This is a genomic window from uncultured Streptococcus sp. (assembly GCF_905372115.1).
Lineage (GTDB): Bacteria > Bacillota > Bacilli > Lactobacillales > Streptococcaceae > Streptococcus.
The window spans coordinates 52,770-78,647 of sequence record NZ_CAJPNR010000005.1; the positions used below are offsets into that span (position 1 = coordinate 52,770).

The 25,878-nt window shown below is 42.9% G+C and carries 22 protein-coding genes; 20 read left to right on the forward strand and 2 right to left on the reverse strand.

Annotated features, from left to right (window positions below; all coding sequences use genetic code 11):
- The first annotated feature begins 8 nt into the window (after positions 1-8).
- From QZ169_RS03050 to QZ169_RS03060, 3 genes are read left to right on the forward strand one after another with little or no spacing between them, the layout of a single operon-like run.
- Complete coding sequence (locus tag QZ169_RS03050; protein ID WP_295504830.1) at positions 9-551, forward strand: restriction endonuclease subunit S; 543 nt, start codon at positions 9-11, stop codon at positions 549-551.
- Between the two features lie 19 nt (positions 552-570).
- Positions 571-1,677, forward strand: coding sequence for an AAA family ATPase (locus QZ169_RS03055; protein ID WP_295504831.1), 1,107 nt, complete (start codon positions 571-573; stop codon positions 1,675-1,677).
- A gap of 2 nt (positions 1,678-1,679) precedes the next feature.
- Complete coding sequence (locus QZ169_RS03060; protein ID WP_295504832.1) at positions 1,680-4,775, forward strand: type I restriction endonuclease subunit R; 3,096 nt, start codon at positions 1,680-1,682, stop codon at positions 4,773-4,775.
- Positions 4,776-5,184: 409 nt separating this feature from the next.
- Here QZ169_RS03060 and QZ169_RS03065 read toward each other — a convergent pair whose 3' ends face one another.
- A complete protein-coding gene (locus QZ169_RS03065; protein ID WP_295504833.1) occupies positions 5,185-6,021 on the reverse strand; it encodes a helix-turn-helix domain-containing protein in 837 nt (278 codons plus the stop codon).
- An 86-nt stretch (positions 6,022-6,107) separates the two neighbouring features.
- On the opposite strand from QZ169_RS03065, the gene QZ169_RS03070 reads away from it, so the two are divergent.
- Entirely contained in the window at positions 6,108-7,142 is a 1,035-nt protein-coding gene (locus tag QZ169_RS03070) for a dihydrodipicolinate reductase (RefSeq protein ID WP_295504834.1), read from the forward strand.
- A gap of 58 nt (positions 7,143-7,200) precedes the next feature.
- Here the strand turns inward: QZ169_RS03070 and QZ169_RS03075 are convergent, their stop codons facing one another.
- A complete protein-coding gene (locus QZ169_RS03075; RefSeq protein WP_295504835.1) occupies positions 7,201-10,311 on the reverse strand; it encodes an LPXTG-anchored zinc carboxypeptidase in 3,111 nt (1,036 codons plus the stop codon).
- Positions 10,312-10,567: 256 nt separating this feature from the next.
- Between QZ169_RS03075 and QZ169_RS03080 the strand changes: the two genes are divergently transcribed.
- The 16 genes from QZ169_RS03080 to QZ169_RS03155 form a co-directional block, all read left to right on the forward strand.
- On the forward strand, positions 10,568-10,834 hold the full coding sequence (locus tag QZ169_RS03080) for an ACT domain-containing protein (RefSeq protein WP_002893729.1): 267 nt from the start codon (positions 10,568-10,570) through the stop codon (positions 10,832-10,834).
- 10 nt (positions 10,835-10,844) lie between these two features.
- The gene (locus QZ169_RS03085; protein ID WP_295504836.1) at positions 10,845-12,182 is read left to right on the forward strand and encodes a PFL family protein; all 1,338 of its coding nucleotides are present in this window, start codon (positions 10,845-10,847) and stop codon (positions 12,180-12,182) included.
- 131 nt (positions 12,183-12,313) lie between these two features.
- The gene (locus tag QZ169_RS03090; RefSeq protein ID WP_004185412.1) at positions 12,314-13,210 is read left to right on the forward strand and encodes a hypothetical protein; all 897 of its coding nucleotides are present in this window, start codon (positions 12,314-12,316) and stop codon (positions 13,208-13,210) included.
- A gap of 136 nt (positions 13,211-13,346) precedes the next feature.
- Positions 13,347-14,048, forward strand: coding sequence for a histidine phosphatase family protein (locus QZ169_RS03095; RefSeq protein WP_295504837.1), 702 nt, complete (start codon positions 13,347-13,349; stop codon positions 14,046-14,048).
- A gap of 99 nt (positions 14,049-14,147) precedes the next feature.
- Positions 14,148-14,846, forward strand: coding sequence for a histidine phosphatase family protein (locus tag QZ169_RS03100; RefSeq protein WP_295504839.1), 699 nt, complete (start codon positions 14,148-14,150; stop codon positions 14,844-14,846).
- On the forward strand, positions 14,833-15,621 hold the full coding sequence (locus QZ169_RS03105; protein WP_295504840.1) for a D-alanyl-D-alanine carboxypeptidase family protein: 789 nt from the start codon (positions 14,833-14,835) through the stop codon (positions 15,619-15,621). The genes QZ169_RS03100 and QZ169_RS03105 overlap by 14 nt, the downstream gene beginning before the upstream one ends.
- Positions 15,622-15,840: 219 nt before the next feature.
- Complete coding sequence (locus QZ169_RS03110; protein ID WP_295504841.1) at positions 15,841-16,164, forward strand: PadR family transcriptional regulator; 324 nt, start codon at positions 15,841-15,843, stop codon at positions 16,162-16,164.
- A complete protein-coding gene (locus tag QZ169_RS03115; RefSeq protein ID WP_295504843.1) occupies positions 16,164-16,736 on the forward strand; it encodes a DUF2812 domain-containing protein in 573 nt (190 codons plus the stop codon). The genes QZ169_RS03110 and QZ169_RS03115 overlap by 1 nt, the downstream gene beginning before the upstream one ends.
- Positions 16,737-16,777: 41 nt before the next feature.
- On the forward strand, positions 16,778-17,617 hold the full coding sequence (locus QZ169_RS03120; RefSeq protein ID WP_295504845.1) for an ABC transporter ATP-binding protein: 840 nt from the start codon (positions 16,778-16,780) through the stop codon (positions 17,615-17,617).
- Positions 17,610-18,338 (forward strand): ABC transporter permease, encoded by a 729-nt coding sequence (locus tag QZ169_RS03125; RefSeq protein WP_295504846.1) that lies wholly within the window; start codon positions 17,610-17,612, stop codon positions 18,336-18,338. Before QZ169_RS03120 ends, QZ169_RS03125 begins: the two co-directional genes overlap by 8 nt.
- Positions 18,339-18,501: 163 nt before the next feature.
- Positions 18,502-19,536, forward strand: a complete 1,035-nt coding sequence (gene hrcA, locus QZ169_RS03130; protein ID WP_295504847.1) for a heat-inducible transcriptional repressor HrcA — start codon at positions 18,502-18,504, stop codon at positions 19,534-19,536.
- A gap of 35 nt (positions 19,537-19,571) precedes the next feature.
- On the forward strand, positions 19,572-20,108 hold the full coding sequence (grpE, locus tag QZ169_RS03135) for a nucleotide exchange factor GrpE (RefSeq protein ID WP_002927775.1): 537 nt from the start codon (positions 19,572-19,574) through the stop codon (positions 20,106-20,108).
- A 254-nt stretch (positions 20,109-20,362) separates the two neighbouring features.
- Positions 20,363-22,192 (forward strand): molecular chaperone DnaK, encoded by a 1,830-nt coding sequence (dnaK, locus tag QZ169_RS03140; RefSeq protein ID WP_002905346.1) that lies wholly within the window; start codon positions 20,363-20,365, stop codon positions 22,190-22,192.
- Positions 22,193-22,419: 227 nt separating this feature from the next.
- On the forward strand, positions 22,420-23,052 hold the full coding sequence (locus tag QZ169_RS03145; protein WP_295504848.1) for a DJ-1/PfpI family protein: 633 nt from the start codon (positions 22,420-22,422) through the stop codon (positions 23,050-23,052).
- 137 nt (positions 23,053-23,189) lie between these two features.
- Positions 23,190-24,323 (forward strand): molecular chaperone DnaJ, encoded by a 1,134-nt coding sequence (gene dnaJ / locus QZ169_RS03150; protein WP_295504849.1) that lies wholly within the window; start codon positions 23,190-23,192, stop codon positions 24,321-24,323.
- Between the two features lie 318 nt (positions 24,324-24,641).
- Positions 24,642-25,878 (forward strand): YSIRK-type signal peptide-containing protein (locus QZ169_RS03155; RefSeq protein ID WP_295504850.1); only part of this gene is annotated, 1,237 nt, incomplete at its 3' end.

Sequence of the window (25,878 nt, forward strand, 5' to 3'; positions counted from 1 at the left end):
TGGGTGCTATGGCACGTTATAGCAAGACTAGGATAGAGGCTACGAGATTGACTTCTGAGAATTATGTTGGGGTGGATAATTTGTTGCAAGATAGAAATGGGAAAACAGTCGCCACTTATTTACCTGAGCAAGGAAGTTTTACAGGTTATGGCCAAGGTGATATTTTGATTGGGAATATTAGACCTTACCTTAAGAAAATATGGTATGCTAATCAATCTGGTGGAACTAATGGAGATGTGCTAGTTATTCAAAATTTATTTCCTTCTTGTTTGGAAAGTCAGTATCTTTATTATGTTTTATCAGACGATCGTTTCTTTTCCTATGATATGCAGTATGCAAAAGGTTCAAAGATGCCTCGTGGAGATAAAGCAGCTATTATGCAGTATAGCTTTATCCTCCCATCTCTTTCCGAACAAGAAAGAATCGTTTCTATTCTGGATCATTTCAACACCTTAACCACCTCACTTTCTCAAGGTCTCCCTAAAGAAATAGAGTTGAGACAGAAACAGTATGAATACTGGCGGGAACAATTGCTTAATTTTGATTTATAGAAAAGAATAGGAAAGGGATATGGCAAAAGCGCTAAGTGATATTGCACAAGAGTTAAAAGATTCAGACAAAAAAGTTCAGCTGATCTACGCCTTTAATGGGACGGGTAAGACCAGGCTCTCTAAAGAATTTGCTAAGTTGGTTCAAGCTGAAGAAGGCGGTCTTACGAGAGATAAGATTCTTTATTATAATGCTTTTACTGAGGACTTGTTCTATTGGGATAATGATCTTGACAGTAATCAAGATTTTAAACTGAAGATTCAGCCAAATTCTTTTATATCTTGGATTATTCAAGAGCAGGGACAGGATCAGAATATTATTTCAAATTTTCAGCATTATACAGACGATAAGCTGAATCCTATCTTTGATTTAGCTAATAATCAAGTTCTTTTCACTTTTCAGAGAGGAAACGAGGAAGAACATGAACAAGTGAAGCTCTCTAAGGGTGAGGAAAGCAACTTTATTTGGTCGGTATTTTATACCTTGCTGGAGCTTGTGATAAGTGAGCGAAAGATAGCTGAGCCAGATGAACGAAGCACCCGAGATTTTGATAACCTAGAATATGTTTTTATAGATGATCCGGTTTCGTCCTTGGATGAAAATCATTTAATGGAAGTTGCTTCTAACTTAGCTGGATTGATAAAAGAAAGTAATCTAGAACAATTAGGTTTAAGATTTGTTATTACTACCCATAATCCTTTATTTTACAATGTTTTGCACAATGAACTGGGCAATGCGGATAGATATAGACTAGAAAAATTAGAGGATGGGACTTACAAAATGCCGATACAAAGGAATGATTCCCCTTTTGCCTATCACTTATTTCTGTGTGAGCAAATTACTCAAGCGATAAAAGATAATAATATTCAAAAATTTCATTTTAATTTCCTGAGGAATTTGTATGAAAAAACATCGACTTTTTTAGGCTACAAAGATTGGAAAGAGTTATTTCCGCAAGAGTCCGATGATGATGTGAAAAATGCTTATAAAAAAAGAATTGTAGATTTTTCAAGTCATTCTAAAAATGCAGCAGAGGAAGTTGCTGAATTAAATAATCAGCACAAGCAAATGTTGATTTATCTCTTTGAGGATTTTATAGAGCGATACCATTTTTATAAAAAGGAGTAAGCATGTCTGAGATTTCACAAACAGATACAATTTTGGAGGCTAACAACTTCATTGTTTTAGAGAAATACATCAAGCCTGTACAGACTAGTTCCTATCAGACAGAGGCGGACTTGGAGAAAGAGCTGATTGCTGACTTGCGTCAGCAAGGATACGAGTATCTTACTTATTTGACGACCCCAGAGGCGCTTTTGGCTAATCTCAAGACCCAGATGGAAGTTCTGAATAATGTGGTTTTTACAGATGCTGAGTGGTTGCGCTTCTTGGATGAGTACCTCAATAAACCCAGTGACAGTTTGATTGATCGTACCAGAAAACTTCATGATAACTATATTTATGATTTTATCTTTGATGATGGGCATATCCAGAATATCTATCTATGGGATAAGAAAAATATTAGTCGAAACAAACTGCAAGTCATTAATCAAATGAAGCAAGTTGGTACCAGCAGCAATCGTTATGATGTGACCTTGCTGGTAAATGGATTGCCTCTGGTACAAATTGAACTTAAAAAACGCGGAGTTGCAATTCGAGAGGCCTTTAATCAGGTGCACAGATATAGTAAAGAAAGTTTCAATGAGGAGAATTCTCTCTTTAAGTACCTTCAAATTTTTATCATCTCAAACGGAACGGATACTCGGTATTTTGCTAATACGACCAAGCGAGATAAGAATTCTTATGAGTTCACCATGAACTGGGCTTTGAAAAATAATAATCCTATTAAGGACTTGAAGGACTTTACAGCAACCTTCTTGAGTCAACAGACCTTGTTAAATGTCTTGATAAATTATTCTGTCTTTGATACTAATGACACTCTTCTTATCATGCGTCCTTATCAGATTGCGGCAACTGAGAGAATCATCTGGAAGATACGTTCAGCTATTGCTTCAAAAATCAAAAGCGGTCCTGATACAGGTGGCTATATTTGGCATACTACCGGTTCAGGGAAGACCCTGACAAGTTTTAAAGCTGCTAGACTTGCTACTGAGATGGAAGAAGTGGATAAGGTTTTCTTTGTGGTGGACCGCAAGGACTTGGATTATCAGACTATGAAAGAGTACCAGCGATTTTCACCTGACTCAGTCAACGGTTCAAATAGCACTGCAGGACTCAAACGCAATATCGAGAAGGATGATAATAAAATTGTCGTGACGACCATTCAGAAGCTTAACAATTTTATGAGCAGTGAGAGCCAGCATGAAATTTATCAAAAGCAAGTGGTTTTCATTTTTGATGAATGTCATCGTTCTCAGTTTGGTGAAGCGCAAAAGCGGCTCAGGCAGAAATTTAAGAAATATTGTCAGTTTGGTTTTACGGGTACACCGATTAAGGTAGAGAATGCGCTTGGTTCCGAGACAACGGCATCTGTTTTCGGGCGTGAATTACATGCTTATGTGCTAACTGATGCGATTCGAGATCAAAAAGTTCTGAAGTTTATGGTGGATTATAACGACGTTCGTCCGCAGTTTAAGTCAATTGAAAGCGAGCAGGACTTGACCAAGTTATCTGCAGCTGAAAATAAAAAAGCACTGCTTCATCCGACTCGAATCGCTGAAATATCTAGGTATGTCTTAGATCATTTTGGTCAAAAAACGCATCGATTAACTGGTAAAGGTTTCAATGCTATGTTTGCTGTTTCAAGTGTTGATGCAGCAAAAGCCTACTATCAAGAGTTGCAAAATCAGCAAAAAGATTCTGATAAACCATTGAAGATTGCGACTATCTTTTCCTATGCTGCGAATGAGTCTCAGGTGGCTATTGGTGAAATTGATGATGAGAGCTTTTCACCGGCAGATTTAGCGGATATTAGTAGTAAAGAATTTTTGAGTAGTTGTATAGATGATTATAATCAGTTGTTTGGCACTAATTTTACTATTAATAGCAATGATTTTCAGAATTACTATCGTGATTTGGCTAAACGCGTCAAAAATCTGGATGTGGATCTCTTAATTGTAGTTGGGATGTTCTTGACTGGCTTTGATGCACCGACTTTAAATACTTTATTTGTGGATAAAAATCTGAGATATCATGGTTTAATCCAAGCTTTTTCACGCACCAATCGAATTTATGATGCTACTAAGTCATTTGGGAATATTGTAACCTTCCGGGATTTAGAGAAGGCAACAACTGATGCTATTAAGCTATTTGGAAAGACTGAGACAGCAGAGGTATTGCTCGAACGTTCTTATCAAGAGTATATGACAGGCTTTACAGAGGCTGGTGAAGAGCAAAAGGGTTATATGGCAGTTGTTCAAGAGTTACAAGAAAAATTTCCGGACCCGCAAGCTATCATTAAAGAGAGTGATAAGAAAGAATTTGTCTCTTTGTTTGGTCAATTTCTTCGTTTAGATAATATCTTACAAAACTACGATGATTTCATGAGTCTACGAGCTTTACAAGAACTTGATATCTTAGATGATAAGGCTGTAGAGGCTTTCAAGGAACGTTTCCATGTTGATGATGAAACTTTAGAGGAGTTATCTAGGTTAGACATCCCAAGTACTAGGGAAATTCAAGACTACCGTTCAACCTATAATGACATTAAGTCATGGTATGAGAATGAACGCCGTAATCAGGAAGATAGCGAATCTAAAGTTGATTGGGATTCGATTGTCTTTGAAGTTGAATTACTAAAATCTCAAGAAATCAATCTAGACTATATCTTAGAGCTAATTTTTGAGACTAATAAAAAGGTTTCAGATAAGGATGAACTTGTTTCGGAAATTACTCGGACCATTCGAGCAAGTCTTGGCAATCGAGCTAAAGAAGATTTGATAGTCGCTTTCATCCATGACAGTGATTTAGATAGTTTTGCTGATAAATCAGATATCATTGAACAGTTCTTTATTTTTGCGCAAGGTGAGCAGAAAAGGGAAGCGGATGAGTTGATACAGATTGAGGGATTAAATGAACAAAGTGCTAAGCGCTATATACAAGCTTCATTGAAGCATGAGTATGCTAGTGAAAATGGGAATGATTTGAATGAAGCTCTGCCGAAAATGAGCCCACTAAATCCACAATATCGTACAAAAAAACAAACCGTTTTTCAAAAGATCAGTAGTTTTGTTGAAAAATTCAAGGGAATTGGTGGAGATATTTAAAAATTATTTGATTGAGTAACGAAATAAATCTGCCTAAACAATAAAAAGTAGCTATCAACTGTGCTTAATAGTTACCTTTTTATTATTCTATTTTCTGCTTTTAGGAAATTATTTCTATCATTTTTGAGAATCTCAAAATATACTTGGAAGGTGGCGAATTCTATATTTTTCAAGTGAATCAGTCATATCTAGCTGGGTATGATAAGTATTCATTGTACGGAATATACTTAAAGTTAAGATGGTGGCTATCTTGTTGGTCTTATTAGAAGGATGCTTCTTAATCCAGTTAATCCTTATGATAGTTACTAACTATAATATATTATTATAAAAAAATTTTTCTGAAAATTTCTGAGATTGGCTACTGAACTATTATTTGAAAATTAATTAGATTGATTACGTCTAGACGTTTTTATCCCTCTATCCGAACTTGCATCCGGATGAACATATCGCGGTGCTGCTCCTGGAGTTGTGGCTGTTCATGGATGACCTCGCAGATATAATCATCCACAGGAGTATATCCAGCTTGGATTAGAGCTTGGTGAAAATGCGGCAGAGCTTCAAGTTCATCTGCAAAGGAAGAGCAGTAAGCAACAGCATAATTTCCTGCCGGCAGCAATATTCGATTTAAGTGAGGGAGTTCATTGGGAGTATGATGGAAGAGACAGAGTTGCTTGGAAATCCATCTTTCTTTTTGGAAATCTTCTTGTTTCATAATGGAGCCAACGCGGCTGAAATGGGTGAAAAACGGACTGTAACGCAGGATTTCTTGCTTGAAGCAGCGGAGAGCAAGTTCGTATTCTTCACTTTTCATTTGATAAATATTTTGATTAATTTCAAAAGTAAGCAGCTGCCGTTCAGGAAAAGTTAGGATTTCCAGTTCTTGCTCGCTCTGCTTTTCGCCATAGATACGGGCACCAGACCGAAAGATTTCGATTTCTTGGATTTGTTTTTCTAAATTCTTTTTTTCCTCTAGAAGGCGCTGATAGCGCTTCTCGATAAGCTGGTGCAGTTGAAAATGGTCCTTGTCAGATAGAATTTCTTTGATGTCTTCTAGAGAAAAATTCAGTTGACGCAGGTACTGAATGGAGTCAACTAGAGAAGATTGATTGATGTGGTAGTAGCGATAGTTGGTTTCTGGATCGACTTTATAGGGTTTTAAAAGACCGATTTGGTCATAGAATCTTAGAGTTTGGATGGAAATCTGATTTATTTGGGAAAATTCTCCGATACGCAAAATTTTTTTCATTTTTTAAAACCCTCTATTGACTCTCTAGTTACTAGAGATATTATACTATAATTGTGAAAATAATAACAATTAATGGAGGGTTTGCCATGAGAAATACAAAAATTCGTGCTGTTCAGTATGGCTGCGGCAAGATGTCTAAAGTGATTTTCAAGTATCTGCTGGATCACGGTGTAGAAATTGTCGGAGCTATTGATAACAATCCTGCTGTAGTAGGACAGGATGTTGGCGATTTTGCAGAGCTAGGCTATAAGACTGGTGTTCTGATTTCTGATAATGCCGAACATGTCTTTGGAGAGTGTGACGCTGACATTGCCATTGTCACTATTGCTTCCTATATGCCGGAAATGTATGATTTTTTTGAAACAGCCATCAAGCATGGAGTTAATATCATCACGACCTGTGAGGAAGCTATCTACCCTTGGACGACGTCGCCATCTGAAACAAACCGCTTGGACAAGCTGGCCAAAGAATATGGTGTCACTGTAATGGGCTCAGGCATGCAGGATATTTACTGGATTAATATGCCTTGCTTGGCTATGGCTGGTCTCAATCGCATCCAAAAGGTGAAAGGGGTTGTCAGCTACAATGTAGAAGACTATGGTCTGGCTCTCGCAGAAGCGCATGGTGCTGGTTACGATCCAGACCGGTTTAAAAAGGAAATTGCCAGTGCAGAGAGTCTGCCATCCTATATGTGGAATGCTGCTGAAGCTATTTGCTCTAAGATGAACTGGACTATTCAGGATATTTCGCAAAAGAGCGTGCCTTATATTCTGGATGAAGATGTTTATTCTGAAACCCTGGGACGCACGGTTCCAGCAGGTCAAGTAACGGGGATGTCGGCTGTGACAACCATTCATACCCATCAAGGAATTGAGTTAGAAGTAGAGTGTATTGGCAAGGTCTATCGTGAAAATGACGGAGATATGTGTGATTGGGAAATTACTGGCGAGCCAAATCTAGTCTTCTCAGTCAGCAAGCCTGATACTGTAGCCTTGACCTGTGCTACCATTGTCAATCGAATCCCTTCTGTGCTAGATGCACCAGCAGGTTATGTGACTTCGGAGTTGGCGCGTGACTTGGCCTATCCGACATATCCACTTCATACCTATGTGGAAAAATAGCAGAGCTTATAACTAAAAATACACCTCCCGTATCAATTGGGAGGTGTGTTTTTAAGTATTAGTCTTCCTTCTTCTTTAAGAGGAAGAGTCCAGCTGCTCCTGCAACCAGAAGTCCAGCTAGAGCGAAGCTAGCACTTGTTTCTTGGCTGCCGGTCTGCGGAAGAGTCTGACTCTTGTAGGTCAGAGCTACTGTCTGAGCCGGCGGATTGACAGTAGCAGGTGTCCAGTCAAGGACAGTCTGACTTGGCGCTTGGTAGGTTGGGTCAGGTGCCGCAGGACTTGGGAGGTCTGTCAGCTCAGCCAACTGGCTGCCAAAGATAGCATTGGAGATCCAGCGGTAGAAGTGAACAGGGTGAAGGCGGTTAGTCGGATTGCCGGCGTAGACAAAGAGAGGCTTCTCATTGTAGGTGCCAGCAATGGCTACGACTTTGTTGGCTAGATGTTCATTGCCAGGCCACCAGCCAGCGATATAGAAGTCACTTCCAGCAATGCTGGCAAGAGTTCTAAAGTTGGCAGGAATCTTAGCAATCCAGTTACCAGAGTTGGAGTAAAAGAGTCCATCCTTCTTGTACCCGCTGGTCAGCGGGTCTTGGTCTTGGATAACAGCCTTCATCAAGCCCTCGTAGTCACTGCCGTTCTTGAAGCGCTCAGCATCAAAGCCGTCTAGGATTCCTAGTTTTTCCAAGCGCTGCATAGCAGAGCCTCCGACGACGATGCTTGGCTTGAGTCCGACAAGAGACTTGTCATAGTTGTTGCTTTCAAGGACGATGACATCCGCATCTTCTGGACGATCGACGATTTCAAAGCCCATATTCTTCAGAGCTAAGGCAGTGTGTGCTGGTGCGTCCACGCCTGCCCATGAAAATTGATGCGGTGGTGCGTAGACCTTTAGAGGCTTCAGAGTTGGTCCCTGTGGAATCTTATAAAGGGCATCACCGTAAATGGCATAGCGATCCAGAAGGCTGGTAAAGGTCGGCGTATCAACGATATAGCCGTCATCTGTCAGATAGACCTTTTTGCCTTCTGCAAGAGCTTGATTGACGGCCTTAACGGCACTTTCAGACGTATTGGCAATGACATAATAAGGCGCTTTCTCGTCAACCTGGCTAGTACGGGCAGCACGGAGGGCTGTCACCTCTCCTAGCTTGCCTTCAAAGAGCTTATCACCAAAAACTGGTTGAGCTTTGAAGCCTTTCATATCTGGGAAATTGACGACTAACTCTGCATACATAGCTGCCCACTTGGATTCATCTGAGCCCTTGTAGAGGACATGATTGGCATAGCCACGCTTAGCTTGCGCCATATCCACAACCAGATCACCTTTTTTATAGTTGCCGCTGTCTTCTTTGAGTTCTTTGACAAGCACACCGTTGCGCTTGAAATAGTCAATCATATTAAAGGCTTCTTGGCTATCGTTATCTTTATCTAGTCCCATCGGGATGACATAGTAGTCTGGGAAGAATTTTTCCTGGCCTTTTTTAATCCGGCCTACGACCTGACCATCAGGTCCGACGAGTTCATTTTCTGCCTTAGGATCTTCGACCTTATTAATACCGCGCAGATAGAAGTTGAGGCGCATTTCCATGAGCTTATCTGGGTTCTGAGCGAGATAGTCAAGGCCTCCTAGAACTGCATAATATCCAGCCTTGTAGGACTCTTGATTGCCCTCTGGAATTTCGATAGTATGTCCCAGGATGCCATGGTACATAGAATAAACCGCTGTGTAGCCGGAGAAGGAATCGTCCCATCCGTCTCCCCAGTCCAGTTTTGGAATGATGTATTTGTCGTAGCCAGAGTTGGCAACACCTGCCCGGCCCATGTGGTGGGCATTGTCCAGCATGAGGTCTGCCAAAAGGTCATATTCAAAGTTAGGATCATGCGGTGGAGTTGCTGGCTCGATTAGGAATTCTTTGACAAAGCCGTGGATATCATAGAGGGCAATTGGGTTCCATTTGTTAATCAATCCAGCAACAGTGCGAGTCTCAGGATTGGCTTGGTAGCCAGTATCGCGGTTGGGGTCAAGACCATTGGCCAGAGCCCGTGTGTTGAGGACATCGCCGTCAGGGTTTTCCGTAAAGTCAAAGAGGAAGATAAACTTCTTCAGCAAGTCTTGGATGTTGAGAGTGACCATCTTTTCGGAGCCATCAGCAGCACTTGTTTTGAAGCTGACTTGGTCTTTGGTCGCAAAGGTCTTAAATAGCCCTGTGATAATATCAATCCCAGGCTGTTCATCAGCGTGGGTATTATTGATGAGCACAGGCAGTTTATAGTCTAGATTGCCATTTTTGAGAGCTGCCAGCATTTCTGCTGGTTTGGTCAAGGCCTGTGGATTGGTTGTACTGAGGTAGTCGTCAATACTCTTTTGGTCAGAACTGATGATACCCAGCTTGATATCACGCCCCTGAGCGCTCTTTCCAATGTTCTCAATCTGTACCAAACGATCTGTTTTGGCATCCTGTCTGCTCTTTTCAATAGCTGCCAGCATCTCCTCATGGTTGTGGAAGTCTTCATAAGGGCGCAAGACGATATTTTTGCGAATAGTCAGGCTCAGGTCCTGGCTTGTACCGACCAGTTCATGGCTGCCAATGAAGTTCCGATAAGTGCGGCGGATATTGTTGGGAGAGCGCAGGCTGAGATCTTGTCCGAAAAGTTCCTTAAACTGCAGATTCAGATGAAGGTCATTTCCGTCGGCTTTTTCCTCGATAGTGAGAAAGGGTTGGCCAGTAAAAGTGCCAGTGTCCATGTTCCAGGTTTTCCAGTCAGCAATCGGTTTATTATCCAGAGTCCAGGTCAGCTTGCCTGCCTGAGAGCCCTGTCCTTGGACGGTATCCTTGAGCTCTGCGGACTCAGACATATAAACGGTGCCATCAGCCAGCTGGGTCTTAGCTTCTTCAGAAGCAGCTGCTCTTGGTTGACCTGCGGCAGAAACGGCAGGATTCTCAGCAGCAGGAGCAGGAGTCTGCTCTTTTTCAGCTGTCGGATTAGGATCAGCGACCTGCGCGGCTTCTGTCGCAGGAGTCACAGCCTCTACCTGATTGGCAGCTGGCTGTGACTCAGTGCTGTTCTGCTGGTCAGCCGCAGCCTTGCCCTGAGCCAAAACAGCCATCAACACAGCGGCTGATAAACTCAAAGCCTGAGTATAGAGACGCTTCTTGTATGAATCGTTCATTAGGAAATCTCCTTTGTGTAAAATATTCTATATTTAGTATAACAAATATCGAAAGCGCTTTCAAACAAAAATAGAAAAAACATACAAAGATGTTCAAAATAGTTTCTCAGGTGAATTGCTGAGCATAGGGGGGATCTTCCTTGTTTCGAGTGCTATTTGCAATATCCGAACCTTCTACCTTTATTTTCTGAAATAGTATACAAAATCCTCGAATTTATGCTACAATGAGACAAACTAAAAATGATTGGAGCCAAGCATGAAAGCAATTATTACCGTTGTCGGAAAAGATAAAACAGGGATTGTAGCTGGAGTTTCCACTAAGATTGCGGAGCTGGGGCTGAATATTGACGATATTTCCCAAACCGTTTTGGAGGAATATTTTACCATGATGGCCTTGGTCTCAAGCGATGAAAAGCAAGATTTTACGGCCCTTCGCAATGAGTTTGAAGCTTTCGGCCAAGAGCTCAACGTCAAAATCAATATTCAAAGCGCAGCCATTTTTGATGCCATGTACAATATCTAAGGAGTGAAGGATGGATATTAGACAAGTAACAGAAACCATTGCCATGATTGAGGAGCAGAATTTTGATATTCGGACCATCACCATGGGCATTTCACTCTTAGACTGTATCGACACAGATATTGATCGGGCGGCGGAGAAGATTTACCAAAAAATCACGACCAAAGCGAAAGACTTGGTGGCTGTTGGGGATGAAATTTCTGCTGAGCTCGGGATTCCTATCGTCAATAAGCGGGTCTCAGTGACTCCGATTTCTCTGATTGGGGCAGCTACGGATGCTACAGATTATATTCCTTTGGCTAAGGCTCTGGATCGAGCGGCTAAGGAAATCGGCGTAGACTTCATTGGTGGTTTTTCTGCCTTGGTCCAAAAGGGCTATCAAAAAGGCGATGAAATTCTCATTAATTCTATTCCACGAGCTTTAGCGGAGACGGACAAGGTCTGTTCTTCTGTCAATATCGGTTCAACAAAAACTGGTATTAATATGACGGCAGTTGCGGATATGGGACGGATTATTAAGGAAACGGCCCAACTGTCTGACATGGGTGCGGCCAAGCTTGTCGTCTTTGCCAATGCGGTAGAGGACAATCCTTTCATGGCGGGTGCCTTTCATGGTGTTGGTGAAGCAGATGTGGTCATCAATGTCGGTGTTTCAGGACCTGGTGTTGTCAAGCGGGCTTTGGAAAAGGTTCGTGGTGAGAGCTTTGATGTGGTCGCTGAAACAGTCAAGAAAACAGCCTTCAAAATCACTCGTATTGGTCAGTTGGTTGGTCAGATGGCTAGCGAACGTCTGGGCGTCAAGTTCGGGATTGTTGACTTGAGTTTGGCTCCAACGCCAGCGGTCGGAGACTCAGTAGCTCGTGTCTTAGAAGAAATGGGCTTAGAAACAGTCGGCACTCATGGCACGACAGCGGCGCTTGCTCTACTCAATGACCAAGTTAAAAAAGGTGGTGTCATGGCCTGCAATCAGGTTGGAGGACTGTCTGGTGCTTTCATCCCTGTTTCAGAAGATGAGGGCATGATTGCGGCTGTGCAAAATGGCTCGCTTAATCTAGAAAAGTTAGAAGCTATGACAGCTATCTGCTCAGTAGGTTTGGATATGATTGCTATCCCTGAGGAGACGCCGGCTGAAACTATCGCAGCCATGATTGCCGATGAAGCAGCGATTGGTGTCATTAATCAAAAGACGACAGCTGTGCGGATTATTCCCAAAGGCAAGGAAGGCGATACGATCGAGTTTGGCGGGCTCTTGGGAACAGCTCCAGTCATGAAGGTCAATCAGGCTTCGTCAGCTGCCTTTATTGCGCGTGGTGGACAGATTCCAGCGCCGATTCACAGTTTTAAAAATTAAACAGCTAGATTTGAAACAGTTTTTAAGAAAGCATCATAAAGGGCGGCTATTCAGTTTCCGAGTAGGAGTTTGCGAGATTGAATCTAGCTGGATGCTTGAAATGTAGGGGTTATAAGGAGATTGTTTAGGTTATGAATAAAAGAGAGCTAGCTGAGCTGGCCCTTGATTTAGGTTTGGATTTTGATAAAGAGAGCGGCATTATATATGGCCGTAGAAGGGATTATGCTTTTTATCTAGAGACCATAACGGATGGCGATGAATTTGCGATTTTCTTTTCAGTCAGATGTGAGCAGGGTTATATCGGTCGAGATACCTTGGAAGCTCTGATCAACGATTCCGAGGTCTTGATTGATTTTGAGAGAGCTGGCTATAGTCTGGCCTGTCAGATTTTGGCTGATCAGGATCGGGATCTGCTGCCGGATATTTTGGAGGAGGCTATCGAGGACTGCACCCGCTACTTTGAGGAGCAAGGGCTGGTTAGCGCCTGTGAGAAAACTGGTGAAACCGGAGATGTGGACTTGTATCAGTTCAAAGGAGACTGGCTCTTTCTCACGCCATCTAGCTATGAGCGAATGATTTCCATCTCACAGGATAAGGTGACAAAGCGCTCCCTTCCTCATCAAAGTCCGCAGAAAATACATTATTTTCTGGGGATTTTCGGAGCATTTTTGACTAGCTTGGTTGGTGCATGCCTCGTCTTCTTCCTGACAGGTGCCTCCTTGGCTATGGGCTTCATATCAGGTTTTACACTGCTATTTAGCATTGCTTGCTATGAAAAGTTTGTCAAAGGAATTTCTGTTTTAGGAATTGTGGTAAGTTTCTTTTTTACTTTAACGATGAGCTTTTTAGCTGTTCAAATCGGTTATGCCAATTCTTTTTACCAAGGGGAAGGCAATATTTTGCAAGCCGTTATCGCTATTAATAAAGCCGCTTTATCCGGTCAGTTTGGTCTTAATTATTGGCTCCATTATCCGTTCATTGTTCTTGGATGTGTCAGTTCTGTAAAAGTTCATGTTAAGTCTCTATAGTTGATTAGATGCTGATTTCACGGTGAGCCGCTGTCCATCATAGCGGAGAACTGAGTTCTCCCACTTCTCTATCTAAAAGAAGCCAAAGGCCTTTTTCAAAATTTACTATAACAAACAAAAATAAAAGAGGTAAACTATGTCAAAAACAAGACTCTATGTTATCCGTCATGGCAAGACCATGTTCAATACTATCGGCCGGGCACAGGGCTGGTCTGATACGCCGCTGACTGCCGAAGGCGAGCGCGGTATTCGTGAGCTGGGCATCGGATTGCGAGAGTCTGGCTTGCCTTTTATCAAGGCTTTTTCCAGTGATAGCGGCAGAACCATTCAGACCATGGGGATTATCCTAGAGGAGCTGGGTCTGACTGGCCAGATTCACTATCGCTATGACAAGCGCATCCGGGAGTGGTGTTTCGGAAGTTTTGATGGTGCCTATGGGGGTGAGCTCTTTCATGGCGTTATCCCACGAGTTCTTAAGATGGATAATTACAAGGAACTCAGTTGGCCGGATTTGGCGAATGGTCTGGTAGAAGTGGATTCGGCTGGCTGGGCTGAGCCTTGGGACAAGCTTAGCGGTCGGATTTTAGAAGGATTTGAAGCAATTGCTAGAGAGGTAGAATCCTCTGGTGGCGGCAATGCTCTGGTCGTCAGCCATAGCATGACCATTGGTACCTTGGCTTATCTGGTTGATGAGAATATCACGAAAAATCCTAATGTTGATAATGGCAGTGTCACAGTGTTGGAGTATGAAAATGGTCGCTTTAGCATTCAAGCTCTGGGCGATGTGTCTTATCGTCAGGTTGGTGCAGCCATATTGGACCGAGAAAATCAAGAATGAGCGGGAGTTTTGAGACTCCTGCTTTTTGCTTTGAAAGCCAGATGGCGCCAATTTCTTCATAAAATGGTATAATATGAAAAGAATAACGGAGGAAATGAAATGGCAAAAACAAGATTATACTTGGTTCGTCATGGCAAAACCATGTTTAATACTATCGGCCGGGCTCAAGGCTGGTCTGATACCCCTTTGACTGAAATCGGGGAACGTGGTATTCATGAGTTGGGAATTGGTCTGAGAGAAGCTGGGCTTGATTTCAAATTGGCCCGTTCCAGCGACAGCGGCCGAACTATTCAGACCATGGGCATTATTCTAGAGGAGCTGGGTCTGACTGGTCAGATTCCTTATACCTTTGACAAGCGGATTCGCGAATGGTGTTTTGGCAGTTTTGATGGTGGTTATGATGGGGAGCTCTTTATGGGGGTAATGCCCCGGGTTTTCAACATTGACCATGTCCATCAGCTCAGCTATGCTGAGCTAGCAGAAGGTCTTGTAGAAGTCGATACAGCTGGCTGGGCGGAAAACTGGGAAAAGCTCAGCGGCCGAATCTGGGAAGGTTTTTCAGCCATAGCTGAGGAGCTGGAAGCTGCTGGTGGCGGCAATGCTCTTGTAGTCAGCCACGGCATGACCATCGGAACCTTTGTCTATCTAATCAATCGAACTCAGCCTCATGGTTTGGACAATGGCAGTGTGACGGTTGTAGACTATGAAGACGGTAAATTCACAGTAGCTTGCATCGGAGATATGTCTTATCGTGAGACCGGTGCCAAAGTAATGGAGGAAGAAGTTGAAGCGCGCTAAACATCGCAGAGAAAAGAGAAAATCAAAGTCTAAGAAGATTGGGTTAACGTTTTTGTTGTTAATCGTCTTGTGTCTGGCAGCTGGAGGAACGGCGATTTATTTCCGTCCGTCCTTGTTACAAGAACTGCTTGCAAAGATTCAGTTTTCGGGTTCGTCTAGCAGTTCTGCTACGAAGGGCTCTTCTAGCTCAGAGAGTTCGCAGTCTGATTTGCCCAAGGTGTCTTCTACTGACTGGAATTTGATTTTGGTCAATCGTGACAACCAGCAAGAAGAAAAGACACCTGATCTGACTCAGATTGGAGAGATTCAGGTGGACAGCCGCATTGCTGAAAATACTCGGCAATTCCTAGCAGCAGCCCAAGCGATAGCTCCTGAAGAAACTTTAATCTCTGGCTATCGCAGCCGAGCGGAGCAGGAAGAACTCTATAACGAAAAAGTTGCTGGGGAAGTCGCCAAAGGCTTGTCAAATGAAGAGGCCGTCAGCATTGTGCTGAAACAGGTGCAGCTTCCAGGTGCTAGTGAGCATCAAACGGGCTTGGCTATTGATATGAGCGCTCCAGAAGGTCAGGAGGATGAATTGGCAGCCAAGATTGCCCAACTAGCTCCGCAGTATGGCTTTGTCCTTCGCTATCCAGATGGCAAGAGTGACATTACTGGAGTTGATTTTGAGAACTGGCATTACCGCTATGTCGGTGTGGAGAATGCCCAGTATATGCAGAAGCACAATCTGGTTCTGGAAGAATATATTGCTCTGCTTAAAGCAGCCGGGAAATAAACAAGTAAGTCAGGTGTTCCTGGCTTTTTTTATGCTGACTTATCAGGAGGCAGGTCTCTAATCCTTTTAGCTTCTGATTAAATCAACTACAAGTATTGAAAGATAAAAATGGATCACTTTCTGTAAAAAATATTTATAAAACCTTGACAACTATATCGGACTGCGATATAATTTTTTATATCAAGGTTCGATATATCGAGGTGAAAGTGAGATGAAAAGATGAGTGGATTGACAGAAAAGCTTAGGAGAGTCTATGTGCCAATGACAGAGACAGGTTTTTATATCCTCTTCTGTCTTCAGCAAGAGAGGCACGGTTACAGTATTACTCAAAAAGTCAAGCAATTGACAGAAGGGCAGCTATCTATCAGCCCGGGAACCATGTACGGAACCTTGGCAAAGATGGAAAAAGATGGTCTGATTGCCTTTGTTCGTGAGGAAGAAAAGAGAAAACTCTATTCTATCACGGAGCTTGGAAGCCAGATTTTAGAGTTGGAAATCCAGCGGATTGAGCGCCTTTACCGCAACAGTAAGGAGGAAGTTTGATGGAAAAGAAAATTGTCTATAAAATCTTTACCATTGCAGACTATGACAGAGAAGCAGCTTATTTTAAAAAAATGCATAGCCAAGGCTGGAAATTGAAAAAAGTAAGTTATTCTCCCTTTCTTGTTGCGGTTCGTTATACATTTGAAGCCTGTCCGCCTCAGGAAGTGGCCTATCAATTAGATTTTCGCCCCATAAAGAAGGCGGAGCAAGAATCCTATTACCAACTGTTTGAGGATTGTGGCTGGAAGCATATTACAAACTTTAATCAATTTTCTTATTTCCGCAAGCCGGTTTCTCAGATTGATGCAGACAGTGATCTTGAGATATATAACGATGCTTGGTCTAAGCTAGAAATGGTCAAGCGTTTGCTTGTATGGCGGTTTTTACCAGCCATCATGGTTTTGTGTGTCACTCCCTATCTCCTTCTAGATATTTTCCAGAAGAGTTTGGAAGCAAGTCTATTATTCAAGTCAATCTTAGCAATAGACTGTCTTATATTGCTTATTCTGTTCTGTCAGCTGGTCCATATTGCCTTGCGTTTTTGGAAAATGAGGCAGGAACTGAAAGATTGATTGCAGTTTTGTTAAATACTGTTGTGAAAGCGAGGAAAACAATGAAAAAGACCATTATTGAAGTGCAAGGCTTGAAAAAGAAATTCAAGGAACAAGAAGCCCTAGCAGGAATCGATTTTTCCATCCGAGAGGGAGAGATTTTTGGCTTTCTAGGGCCTTCTGGATCTGGTAAAACCACGACCATCAATATCTTGACTGGACAGTTGTCTGCAGATGCTGGGACAGCTCATGTGCTGTCTGCACCGGTTGAGGATTTAAAGACAGAAGTGCTGGAGCAGATTGGGATTGTCAGCGATGGCAGCGGTTTTTATGAAAAAATGTCACTTTATAAAAATCTCAAGGCTTATGCTATGCTCTTTGGTGTTAATATGACAGAAGTAGATGAACTTCTCCGAAAAGTGGGGCTTTATGATAGCCGCAACAAGGTGGCTGAAAAACTATCTACGGGTATGAAGCAGCGCATGTTACTGGTCCGTGCCTTGATTAATCAGCCCAAACTGCTCTTTTTAGATGAGCCGACCAGTGGTTTGGATCCGTCAACCTCTCGCACCATTCACGAATTGCTGCTGGAACTAAAAGCGCAGGGGACAACTATTTTTCTGACGACGCATGATATGCAGGAAGCTACTCTTTTGTGTGATCGCTTGGCCTTGCTCAGTAAAGGAAAATTAGTCGAAGTGGGCAGTCCGCATGAGATAATCCAAAAGTACAATACAGATAAGAAGGTTCGTTTAGAATATGTAGATTTGACAACGAAGACGGTAGCCTTTGAGGAATTGCAAGGAGGCTTGGATTTGTCCAATGTTATCAGTATTCATTCCTGCGAACCAACTTTGGAAGATGTTTTCATCACGTTGACAGGAGGTACCTTAAATGTCTAATAAATTCAAAGGTATGATTTGGCTGAGAGGTCAAGTTACCCTGGCTAATAAAAGTATTCTATTGCAGGTTTTTATGCCGATTTTCCTCATTTTTCTCTATAAATTTATTTTTTCTCTGAATGGAGCGGAGCAGGAAATTGGAGCTGATAAACTAGCTACTTTATTACTGAATATCTCTTTGCCTTTCTCTCTAGCCATGTCAGTTGGGACACCTATCATCATCATCCTAGCTGAGGAAAGAGAAAAACGTAATTTGCAAAGTTTGCGCTTGGCTGGTGTGACAGCTGGTCAATACATTCTCTCTGCTTTAATCTGGCCAGCGATTATTGGGATTTTTTATATCGTCATTACCCCACTTTTGGTGGGAGCTAAGCTTTCTAATCATCTGTTCAGCTATAGTTTGGTTCTCTTGTTGACCATGCTGGTCTTAATTTTCTTCTTTTTAATGGTTGGTCTGTTTTGTAAAAATCAGGTCATGGCACAATCCCTTAGTGTTCCAGCCATGCTCTTGGCTGCATTTATTCCTATGTTTTCAAATATGAGCGAGGAGTTATTTAAGGTGTTGCGTTATAGCTTTATGGGCCTCTTTAGTAGTTATATGAAAGATTGGTCTCATTTCCAGTTATGGAGCGGAGAATTTTTGGCTCTGCTACTTTGGTTGCTTCTTTTTGCAGGAATTTCTTTCTATTTGATGCGCCGTTTGCAAATCTTGGACGACTAATCTAGGTCGCTAGACTGATTTTTAGCACTCTTGTAAAAAGAGTGCTAATTTTTTGAGTTTTTGTCTTGACTTTGGAGTAGAAGAGTGTATAATAGAATCATGAGTTAGCACTCAGGGTAATCGAGTGCTAATCGACAGCAGAATCTTGATTGGAGGTGATGCCGTGGTCACGGAGCGTCAAAATGAGATTTTGAATTTGATTATTGATATCTTTACCAAGACTCACGAGCCAGTCGGCTCCAAAGCCCTGCAGGATTCCATCAATTCCAGCAGTGCCACTATCCGAAATGATATGGCGGCTTTGGAAAAGCAGGGGCTTCTGGAAAAGGCGCATACGTCCAGCGGCCGTAAGCCTAGCGTGGCTGGTTTTCAATACTTTGTCAAGCATTCTCTGTCCTTTGATCGTCTCGCTGAGAATGAACTCTATGAAGTTATCAAAGCCTTTGACCATGAGTTTTTCAACTTGGAGGACATTCTTCAACAGGCAGCAGATCTTTTGACCAAGCTCAGTGGATGCACGGTTGTTGCATTGGATGTAGAACCCAGTCGGCAGCGCTTGACAGCTTTTGATATCGTTGTGCTCAGTCAGCATACGGCTCTGGCGGTTTTCACCTTGGATGAGTCCAATACTATCACCAGTCAGTTTATGATTCCGCGCAACTTCCTAAGAGAAGACCTGGATAGGCTTAAAGGCCTGGTAAGGGAGCGGTTCTTGGGTCAGACAGTGCTGGACATCCATTACAAGATTCGGACGGAAATTCCGCAGATTATCCAACGCTATTTCACTACGACGGACAATGTCATCCAGCTCTTTGAGCATATCTTTGGTGATATTTTCAAGGAAAATGTGATTCTGTCTGGCAAGGTTCAGCTTTTGGAATTTTCAGACCTGACGGCTTATCAGTTTTTTGATGACCCGCAGAAAGTAGCCTTTGAAATTCGCGATAGTTTGGCTGAAGATCAGATGCAAAGCGTGCGCGTGGCAGACAGTAGAGAAGACTGTTTGGCTGATTTGACGCTGATTTCCAGCAAATTCTTGATTCCTTATCGAGGATTTGGGGTGCTGGCAGTTGTCGGTCCGGTCAATCTTGACTACCAACGGCTGGTCAGTCAGATGAATGTCGTCAACCGCGTGCTGACCATGAAGCTGACCGATTTCTATCGATACCTTAGCAGTAATCACTACGAAGTCCATTAAATATAGTATAAATATTCCTAAAGAGGAGGTGCCTTGTGGCAAAGCATAAACAAGAAGAACATCCAGAAGATGTAGAAGTAAAAGAGGAAGTTGTAGAAACAGCTGAGCAAGCTGAATCAGCTAGCCCTGAAAAATCAGAATTAGAATTAGCCAATGAGCGAGCAGAAGATTTCGAAAACAAATATCTCCGTGCTCATGCAGAAATGCAGAACATCCAGCGACGAGCGAATGAAGAACGCCAGCAGCTGCAAAGATACCGCAGTCAGGATTTGGCAAAAGCTATTTTGCCTTCGATAGATAATCTGGAGCGCGCGCTTGCCGTTGAAGGTCTGACAGATGATGTCAAAAAAGGACTGGAAATGGTGCAGGAAAGCTTGATTCATGCTCTCAAAGAAGAGGGTATCGAAGAAATCCCAGCTGACGGAGCTTTTGACCATAACTATCACATGGCCATTCAAACCGTTCCAGCTGACGATGAGCACCCAGCTGACACTATAGCGCAGGTCTTCCAAAAAGGCTACAAACTTCATGACCGTATCCTTAGACCAGCAATGGTAGTGGTCTATAACTAGGCTAGAAAACTTGAAAAATCTTGTCCGAAACGACAATAAACTATGAAAGAAATATAAAAAATTGTTCAGCTTTGCAATAGTGAGCGAAGCGAACCAAAGACGATACTCTTCGCCGTGGCGCTATTCGCGCAAACTTTGAGACCTTAGGCTCAAAGTTTAGTCAAAGAGATTGATAAAGTCAAGCTCTGACGGCGCCGCCACCTAAGAAGAGTATCAAAAAGAAAATAGAATATAAAATTTAAGGAGAAAAACACATGTCTAAAATTATTGGTATTGACTTAGGTACAACAAACTCAGCAGTTGCAGTTCTTGAAGGAACTGAAAGCAAAATCATCGCAAACCCAGAAGGAAATCGCACAACACCATCTGTAGTGTCATTCAAAAATGGCGAAATCATCGTTGGTGATGCGGCAAAACGTCAAGCAGTAACAAATCCAGATACAATCATTTCCATCAAATCAAAAATGGGAACTTCTGAAAAAGTAGCTGCTAACGGTAAAGAATACACTCCGCAAGAAATCTCAGCTATGATTCTGCAATATTTGAAAGGCTATGCAGAAGAGTACCTTGGTGAAAAAGTAAGCAAAGCAGTTATCACAGTACCGGCATACTTTAACGATGCGCAACGTCAAGCGACTAAAGACGCTGGTAAAATCGCTGGTCTTGAAGTAGAACGTATCGTCAACGAACCAACTGCAGCAGCCCTTGCTTACGGTCTTGACAAACAAGATAAAGAAGAAAAGATCTTGGTCTTTGACTTAGGTGGTGGTACCTTCGACGTTTCAATCCTTGAGTTGGGTGATGGTGTCTTTGATGTATTGGCAACTGCTGGTGACAACAAACTCGGTGGTGACGACTTTGACCAAAAGATTATCGACCACATGGTAGCTGAGTTCAAGAAAGAGAACGGCATTGACTTGTCAAATGACAAGATGGCGCTTCAGCGTTTGAAAGATGCAGCTGAAAAGGCTAAGAAAGACCTTTCAGGTGTAACTTCTACTCAAATCAGCTTGCCGTTTATCACAGCTGGCGACGCTGGACCTCTCCACTTGGAAATGACTCTGACTCGTGCTAAATTCGACGATTTGACTCGTGACTTAGTAGAGCGCACTAAAGAACCAGTTCGTCGTGCTCTTTCTGACGCAGGTTTGAGTTTGTCAGAAATTGACGAAGTAATCTTGGTTGGTGGTTCAACTCGTATTCCGGCAGTTGTAGAAGCTGTTAAGGCTGAAACTGGTAAAGAACCAAACAAATCAGTGAACCCTGATGAAGTAGTTGCCATGGGTGCTGCTATCCAAGGTGGTGTTATTACTGGTGATGTCAAAGACGTTGTCCTTCTTGACGTAACACCATTGTCACTTGGTATCGAAACAATGGGGGGTGTCTTTACTAAGCTGATCGACCGCAACACAACGATTCCAACTTCTAAATCACAAGTCTTCTCTACAGCAGCGGACAACCAACCAGCCGTTGATATCCATGTTCTTCAAGGTGAACGCCCAATGGCAGCAGATAACAAGACTCTGGGACGCTTCCAATTGACAGATATCCCAGCTGCTCCTCGTGGAATCCCTCAAATCGAAGTAACCTTTGACATCGACAAGAACGGTATCGTATCTGTTAAGGCTAAAGACCTTGGAACTCAAAAAGAACAACACATTGTTATCCAATCTAACAGCGGTCTGACTGACGAAGAAATCGACCGCATGATGAAGGATGCAGAAGCGAACGCTGAAGCAGATAAGAAACGTAAGGAAGAAGTTGACCTTCGTAACGAAGTTGACCAAGCTATCTTTGCGACTGAAAAGACCATCAAGGAAACTGAAGGCAAAGGCTTCGACGCAGAGCGTGACGCTGCCCAAGCTGCTCTTGATGAACTTAAGAAAGCGCAAGAAGATAATAACTTGGACGACATGAAAGCGAAATTGGAAGCTCTTAACGAAAAAGCTCAAGCACTGGCAGTGAAACTCTATGAGCAAGCTGCTGCGGCTCAACAAGCCCAAGCAGGAGCTGAAGGTGCTGAAAACGCGGGCTCAACTAAAGCAGACGACGATGTCGTAGACGGAGAGTTTACTGAGAAATAGGCGGTGAGACAGAACTAAAAATTGAAAGTTTTTAGTTCGTAGTCGAACCCCCGCGAGGATGATTAGGATTTTTGGGAGTCTGAAAGACGAACCTAAAATCCAATCAGCTACCGCGTCAAAAATTTTTCGAAAAATATTGTTTTGAAAATTTCACGTCGTAATGATAGGAAGAAATCCAGAGGTTGCAACCCAGCCTCTGTTTTTCGCTAAACTAGAGGGTGACGCTTATGAAGAAAGTGCTCTGTTTAATTTATCCTAATTTTTCACTTTATGAAGTAGTTGGTCTGACCAGTACTTTAGCTCTATCTTTTGGTGTTGAGGTTGATTATGTTGGTTCAGATAGAAATGTTATAACATCGGAAGATGGACTTCCCTGTCAACCTACTAGAACATTGGATGAAGTGGTCATCGAAGACTATTCTTGTGTCATTTTGCCAGGGATGATAAATATTGCTCCTGCTTTGCATGATGAAAAATTGATTTCTTTCCTAAGAAGTTTGAAGCGGCAAGAAGTTTTAATTGCAGCTATTTCATCAGCTCCCATTTTATTGGCGAAAGCAGGTTTATTGAAGGACACTAAATTTACTGGTGGGATTTGGCAAAACTTTTTTGACTATTTTGAATTTCTTCCGCGTGAAAATTTCAAAGCTCAAGCTGTTCTGCAAGATAAGAACATCATTACAGCTGTTGGCTTTGCACATCAAGCGTTTGCGAGAAAAGTGCTTCTTAGTCTAGATTTGGTAGATAATGCTGACAACTATTTTAAAGAACGGAATCAGTATTCGGAAGAGGACTTGATATTCGCTTTATCAGAAGAAGAGTTTGCTGAAATGAAGCATGAATTTGAAAATACCCTCTGATTAATATTTTCTAAAATTTAAAGAAAGGAACTGAACCCGACCTAAATTCTCGGAAAAAAGAGAAATCAGCCTAGGAGCATCGCTCCGTCGCCTGATTTCCTATTTTTCAGTCGAATTTTACGGTCTTGGTATCTTACATGAACAATACAGAATATTATGACCGTCTAGGTGTCTCTAAGAATGCTTCTCAGGATGAGATTAAGAGAGCCTATCGGAAATTATCTAAAAAGTACCACCCCGATATTAACAAGGAAGCTGGGGCGGAGGATAAATACAAAGAAGTCCAAGAGGCTTATGAAACGCTGAGCGACGAACAAAAGCGGGCAGCCTATGATCAATACGGTGCAGCGGGAGCTAATGGTGGCTTTGGCGGCGGTGCAGGCGGCTTCGGTGGCTTTGATGGCTCCGGCTTTGGTGGCTTCGAAGACATCTTCTCTAGCTTCTTTGGTGGCGGTGCTTCGCGTAATCCTAATGCTCCGCGCCAAGGGGACGATCTTCAGTATCGTGTGAATCTCCGCTTTGAAGAAGCCATTTTCGGGGCTGAGAAGGAAATCAAGTATAACCGTGAAGCGACTTGTCATACCTGTGCTGGGTCTGGTGCCAAGCCAGGGACTAGTCCTGTTACCTGTGGCCGCTGTCATGGCTCAGGTGTCATCAATGTTGATACCCAGACACCGCTTGGCATGATGCGTCGGCAAGTGACCTGTGATGTCTGTCACGGTCGAGGAAAAGAAATCAAAAGTCCTTGTGAAACCTGTCATGGAACGGGGCATGAAAAACAGGCTCACAGCGTCAAGGTCAAAATCCCTGCTGGTGTGGAAACTGGTCAGCAGGTCCGTCTGTCTGGTCAAGGTGAGGCAGGCTTTAATGGCGGCCCTTATGGTGATCTTTATGTCGTGGTCCAAGTTGAGCCGAGTGATAAGTTTGAGCGAGATGGCTCTACCATTTACTACAAACTCAATCTCAACTTTGTCCAAGCAGCTCTTGGTGACAGCGTTGATATTCCAACTGTTCACGGGGATGTTGAGCTGAATATTCCAGAAGGAACACAGACTGGAAAGCGTTTCCGTCTGCGTGGTAAGGGAGCACCGAGTCTGCGTGGTGGAAACATGGGTGACCAGTATGTTACTGTCAATGTTGTGACACCGACTGGCCTCAACGACCGTCAAAAGGCGGCCCTCAAAGAATTTGCGGAAGCAGGCAATATCTCGGTCAATCCTAAGAAAAAAGGCTTCTTCGACAAAATGAAAGATGCCTTGGAAGATTTGTAAACATATAAAAAGGAGCAGCCTAATGCTGTTCTTTTTATGTTTTCTAGAAGGCCATTGGGTAAATGTAGTCAAAAAAGAGAGCCGCTTTGACCAGCCTTTTAAATAAAAGAAATTCGCTATAAAGAGCAAAGTGATTTTTTCTATTTGCTTTTACAAAAATTAATTGTTTTTTTAAGCAAAATCTATTGTAAAAATTTCCTAAAAGATATATGATAATACTATATGTATAAAACACATCTTTTTAGCCTGCTGGGGAGTTGGCTAGGGAGATAATGGGAGATTAGCTTTATACATTTTAGGAAAAAGGGGATTTATAAAGTGAAACGTTTTGAAAAAGTGCAGGAGCGAATTCAGAAATATTCGATTCGCAAATTGTCTGTCGGTGTGGGCTCAGTTGCTATTGCAGCTCTGATTTTTGGGAGTTCTTTGTCCAGTTCGCCAGTTGCTGCAGATGAAGTAGGAGGCGGTGCGACTGCTCACTATACTTATGTTGAAGAGCAAGAGCTAACAGAACAGGAAAAAGGGCTGATTAAGAAAGGTCTGCCTGAAAATCTGCAAACAGGGGAAAACTATTACCTGATTTATCGGAAGCAAGATGGGCAAGCTGTCTTGCCGCGTACAGGAAATAATGGTCAGCCGCTTCTCGGCTTATTTGCGGGAACGGCTATTTTGGCTGTCTTGGTATTCTCACGAAAGAAATCTGGCAAATTACTAGGAGTGCTTTTGCTAGGCAGCTTGGGACAGACTGTATTACAGTCTCCTCAAACGTTTGCGCTAGAAAATCGGGAATTGCTTTCCTATAACCGTCAAGTTGCGGTTTCGTCAACAGTTTCTGAGGCGGATGTGACCATTGCAGGCCATAACTATATCGGTTACTTTACAGCTTCTGATTTGCGTACTTTGACAGAGAACAAGCCGGCCTCCCTGTCAGCTGGTCAAGAAGCTCGAGGACAAGCAGAATTATCAGAAGCTGCAAAAGAGGACTCTGACTCTATTGATCGAGCTGCTCAGGCCGGGTTGCTGTATCAGCTGAATCCTGCTGCAAATGATTCAGGGCAGTCAGGGAAGCTTCCAGCTCCTCAGCCATCAAATCCAACTATAGAGACGGCAAAAGGTGAAAGCTTACAAGAGCCAGCTTTGCCAGAGTATAGCGGCGGCGTTAATGGCCAATCAACTGTACAAACAGAAAATCCTAGCTATACAATTTCGGAAGGAACGGCAGGAGATACAGCCCCGGTTGAGCCCGCCCTCCCAGAATACACGCGCGGCGTTAATGGTGAATCGCTAGTTCAAGCAGACAATCCAGTCTATGATGCTCCAGTAGCTACAGTTAGTGGCACGGCTCCGGTTGAGCCCGCCCTCCCAGAATACACAGGCGGTGTTAACGGCGAATCGCTAGTTCAAGTGGAGAATTCAGTCTATGATGCTCAAGTAGGTACAGCTGGCGACACAGCTCCAGTTGAGCCTGCTTTGCCAGAGTACACGGGCGGTGTTAACGGCGAATCGCTAGTTCAAGCAGACAATCCAGTCTATGATGCTCCAGTAGCTACAGTTA

Excerpts from the sequence above, each read along its gene's own strand:
- QZ169_RS03110 (WP_295504841.1), top strand. The coding sequence starts at position 15,841 with ATGAGTGGATTGACAGAAAAGCTTAGGAGAGTCTATGTGCCAATGACA.
- QZ169_RS03055 (WP_295504831.1), top strand. The coding sequence starts at position 571 with ATGGCAAAAGCGCTAAGTGATATTGCACAAGAGTTAAAAGATTCAGAC.
- QZ169_RS03050 (WP_295504830.1), top strand. The coding sequence starts at position 9 with ATGGCACGTTATAGCAAGACTAGGATAGAGGCTACGAGATTGACTTCT.
- QZ169_RS03070 (WP_295504834.1), top strand. The coding sequence starts at position 6,108 with ATGAGAAATACAAAAATTCGTGCTGTTCAGTATGGCTGCGGCAAGATG.
- QZ169_RS03080 (WP_002893729.1), top strand. The coding sequence starts at position 10,568 with ATGAAAGCAATTATTACCGTTGTCGGAAAAGATAAAACAGGGATTGTA.
- QZ169_RS03095 (WP_295504837.1), top strand. The coding sequence starts at position 13,347 with ATGTCAAAAACAAGACTCTATGTTATCCGTCATGGCAAGACCATGTTC.
- QZ169_RS03065 (WP_295504833.1), bottom strand. The coding sequence starts at position 6,021 with ATGAAAAAAATTTTGCGTATCGGAGAATTTTCCCAAATAAATCAGATT.
- QZ169_RS03075 (WP_295504835.1), bottom strand. The coding sequence starts at position 10,311 with ATGAACGATTCATACAAGAAGCGTCTCTATACTCAGGCTTTGAGTTTA.
- QZ169_RS03115 (WP_295504843.1), top strand. The coding sequence starts at position 16,164 with ATGGAAAAGAAAATTGTCTATAAAATCTTTACCATTGCAGACTATGAC.
- dnaJ (WP_295504849.1), top strand. The coding sequence starts at position 23,190 with ATGAACAATACAGAATATTATGACCGTCTAGGTGTCTCTAAGAATGCT.
- dnaK (WP_002905346.1), top strand. The coding sequence starts at position 20,363 with ATGTCTAAAATTATTGGTATTGACTTAGGTACAACAAACTCAGCAGTT.
- QZ169_RS03100 (WP_295504839.1), top strand. The coding sequence starts at position 14,148 with ATGGCAAAAACAAGATTATACTTGGTTCGTCATGGCAAAACCATGTTT.
- QZ169_RS03120 (WP_295504845.1), top strand. The coding sequence starts at position 16,778 with ATGAAAAAGACCATTATTGAAGTGCAAGGCTTGAAAAAGAAATTCAAG.
- QZ169_RS03145 (WP_295504848.1), top strand. The coding sequence starts at position 22,420 with ATGAAGAAAGTGCTCTGTTTAATTTATCCTAATTTTTCACTTTATGAA.
- QZ169_RS03060 (WP_295504832.1), top strand. The coding sequence starts at position 1,680 with ATGTCTGAGATTTCACAAACAGATACAATTTTGGAGGCTAACAACTTC.
- QZ169_RS03125 (WP_295504846.1), top strand. The coding sequence starts at position 17,610 with ATGTCTAATAAATTCAAAGGTATGATTTGGCTGAGAGGTCAAGTTACC.
- QZ169_RS03090 (WP_004185412.1), top strand. The coding sequence starts at position 12,314 with ATGAATAAAAGAGAGCTAGCTGAGCTGGCCCTTGATTTAGGTTTGGAT.
- QZ169_RS03085 (WP_295504836.1), top strand. The coding sequence starts at position 10,845 with ATGGATATTAGACAAGTAACAGAAACCATTGCCATGATTGAGGAGCAG.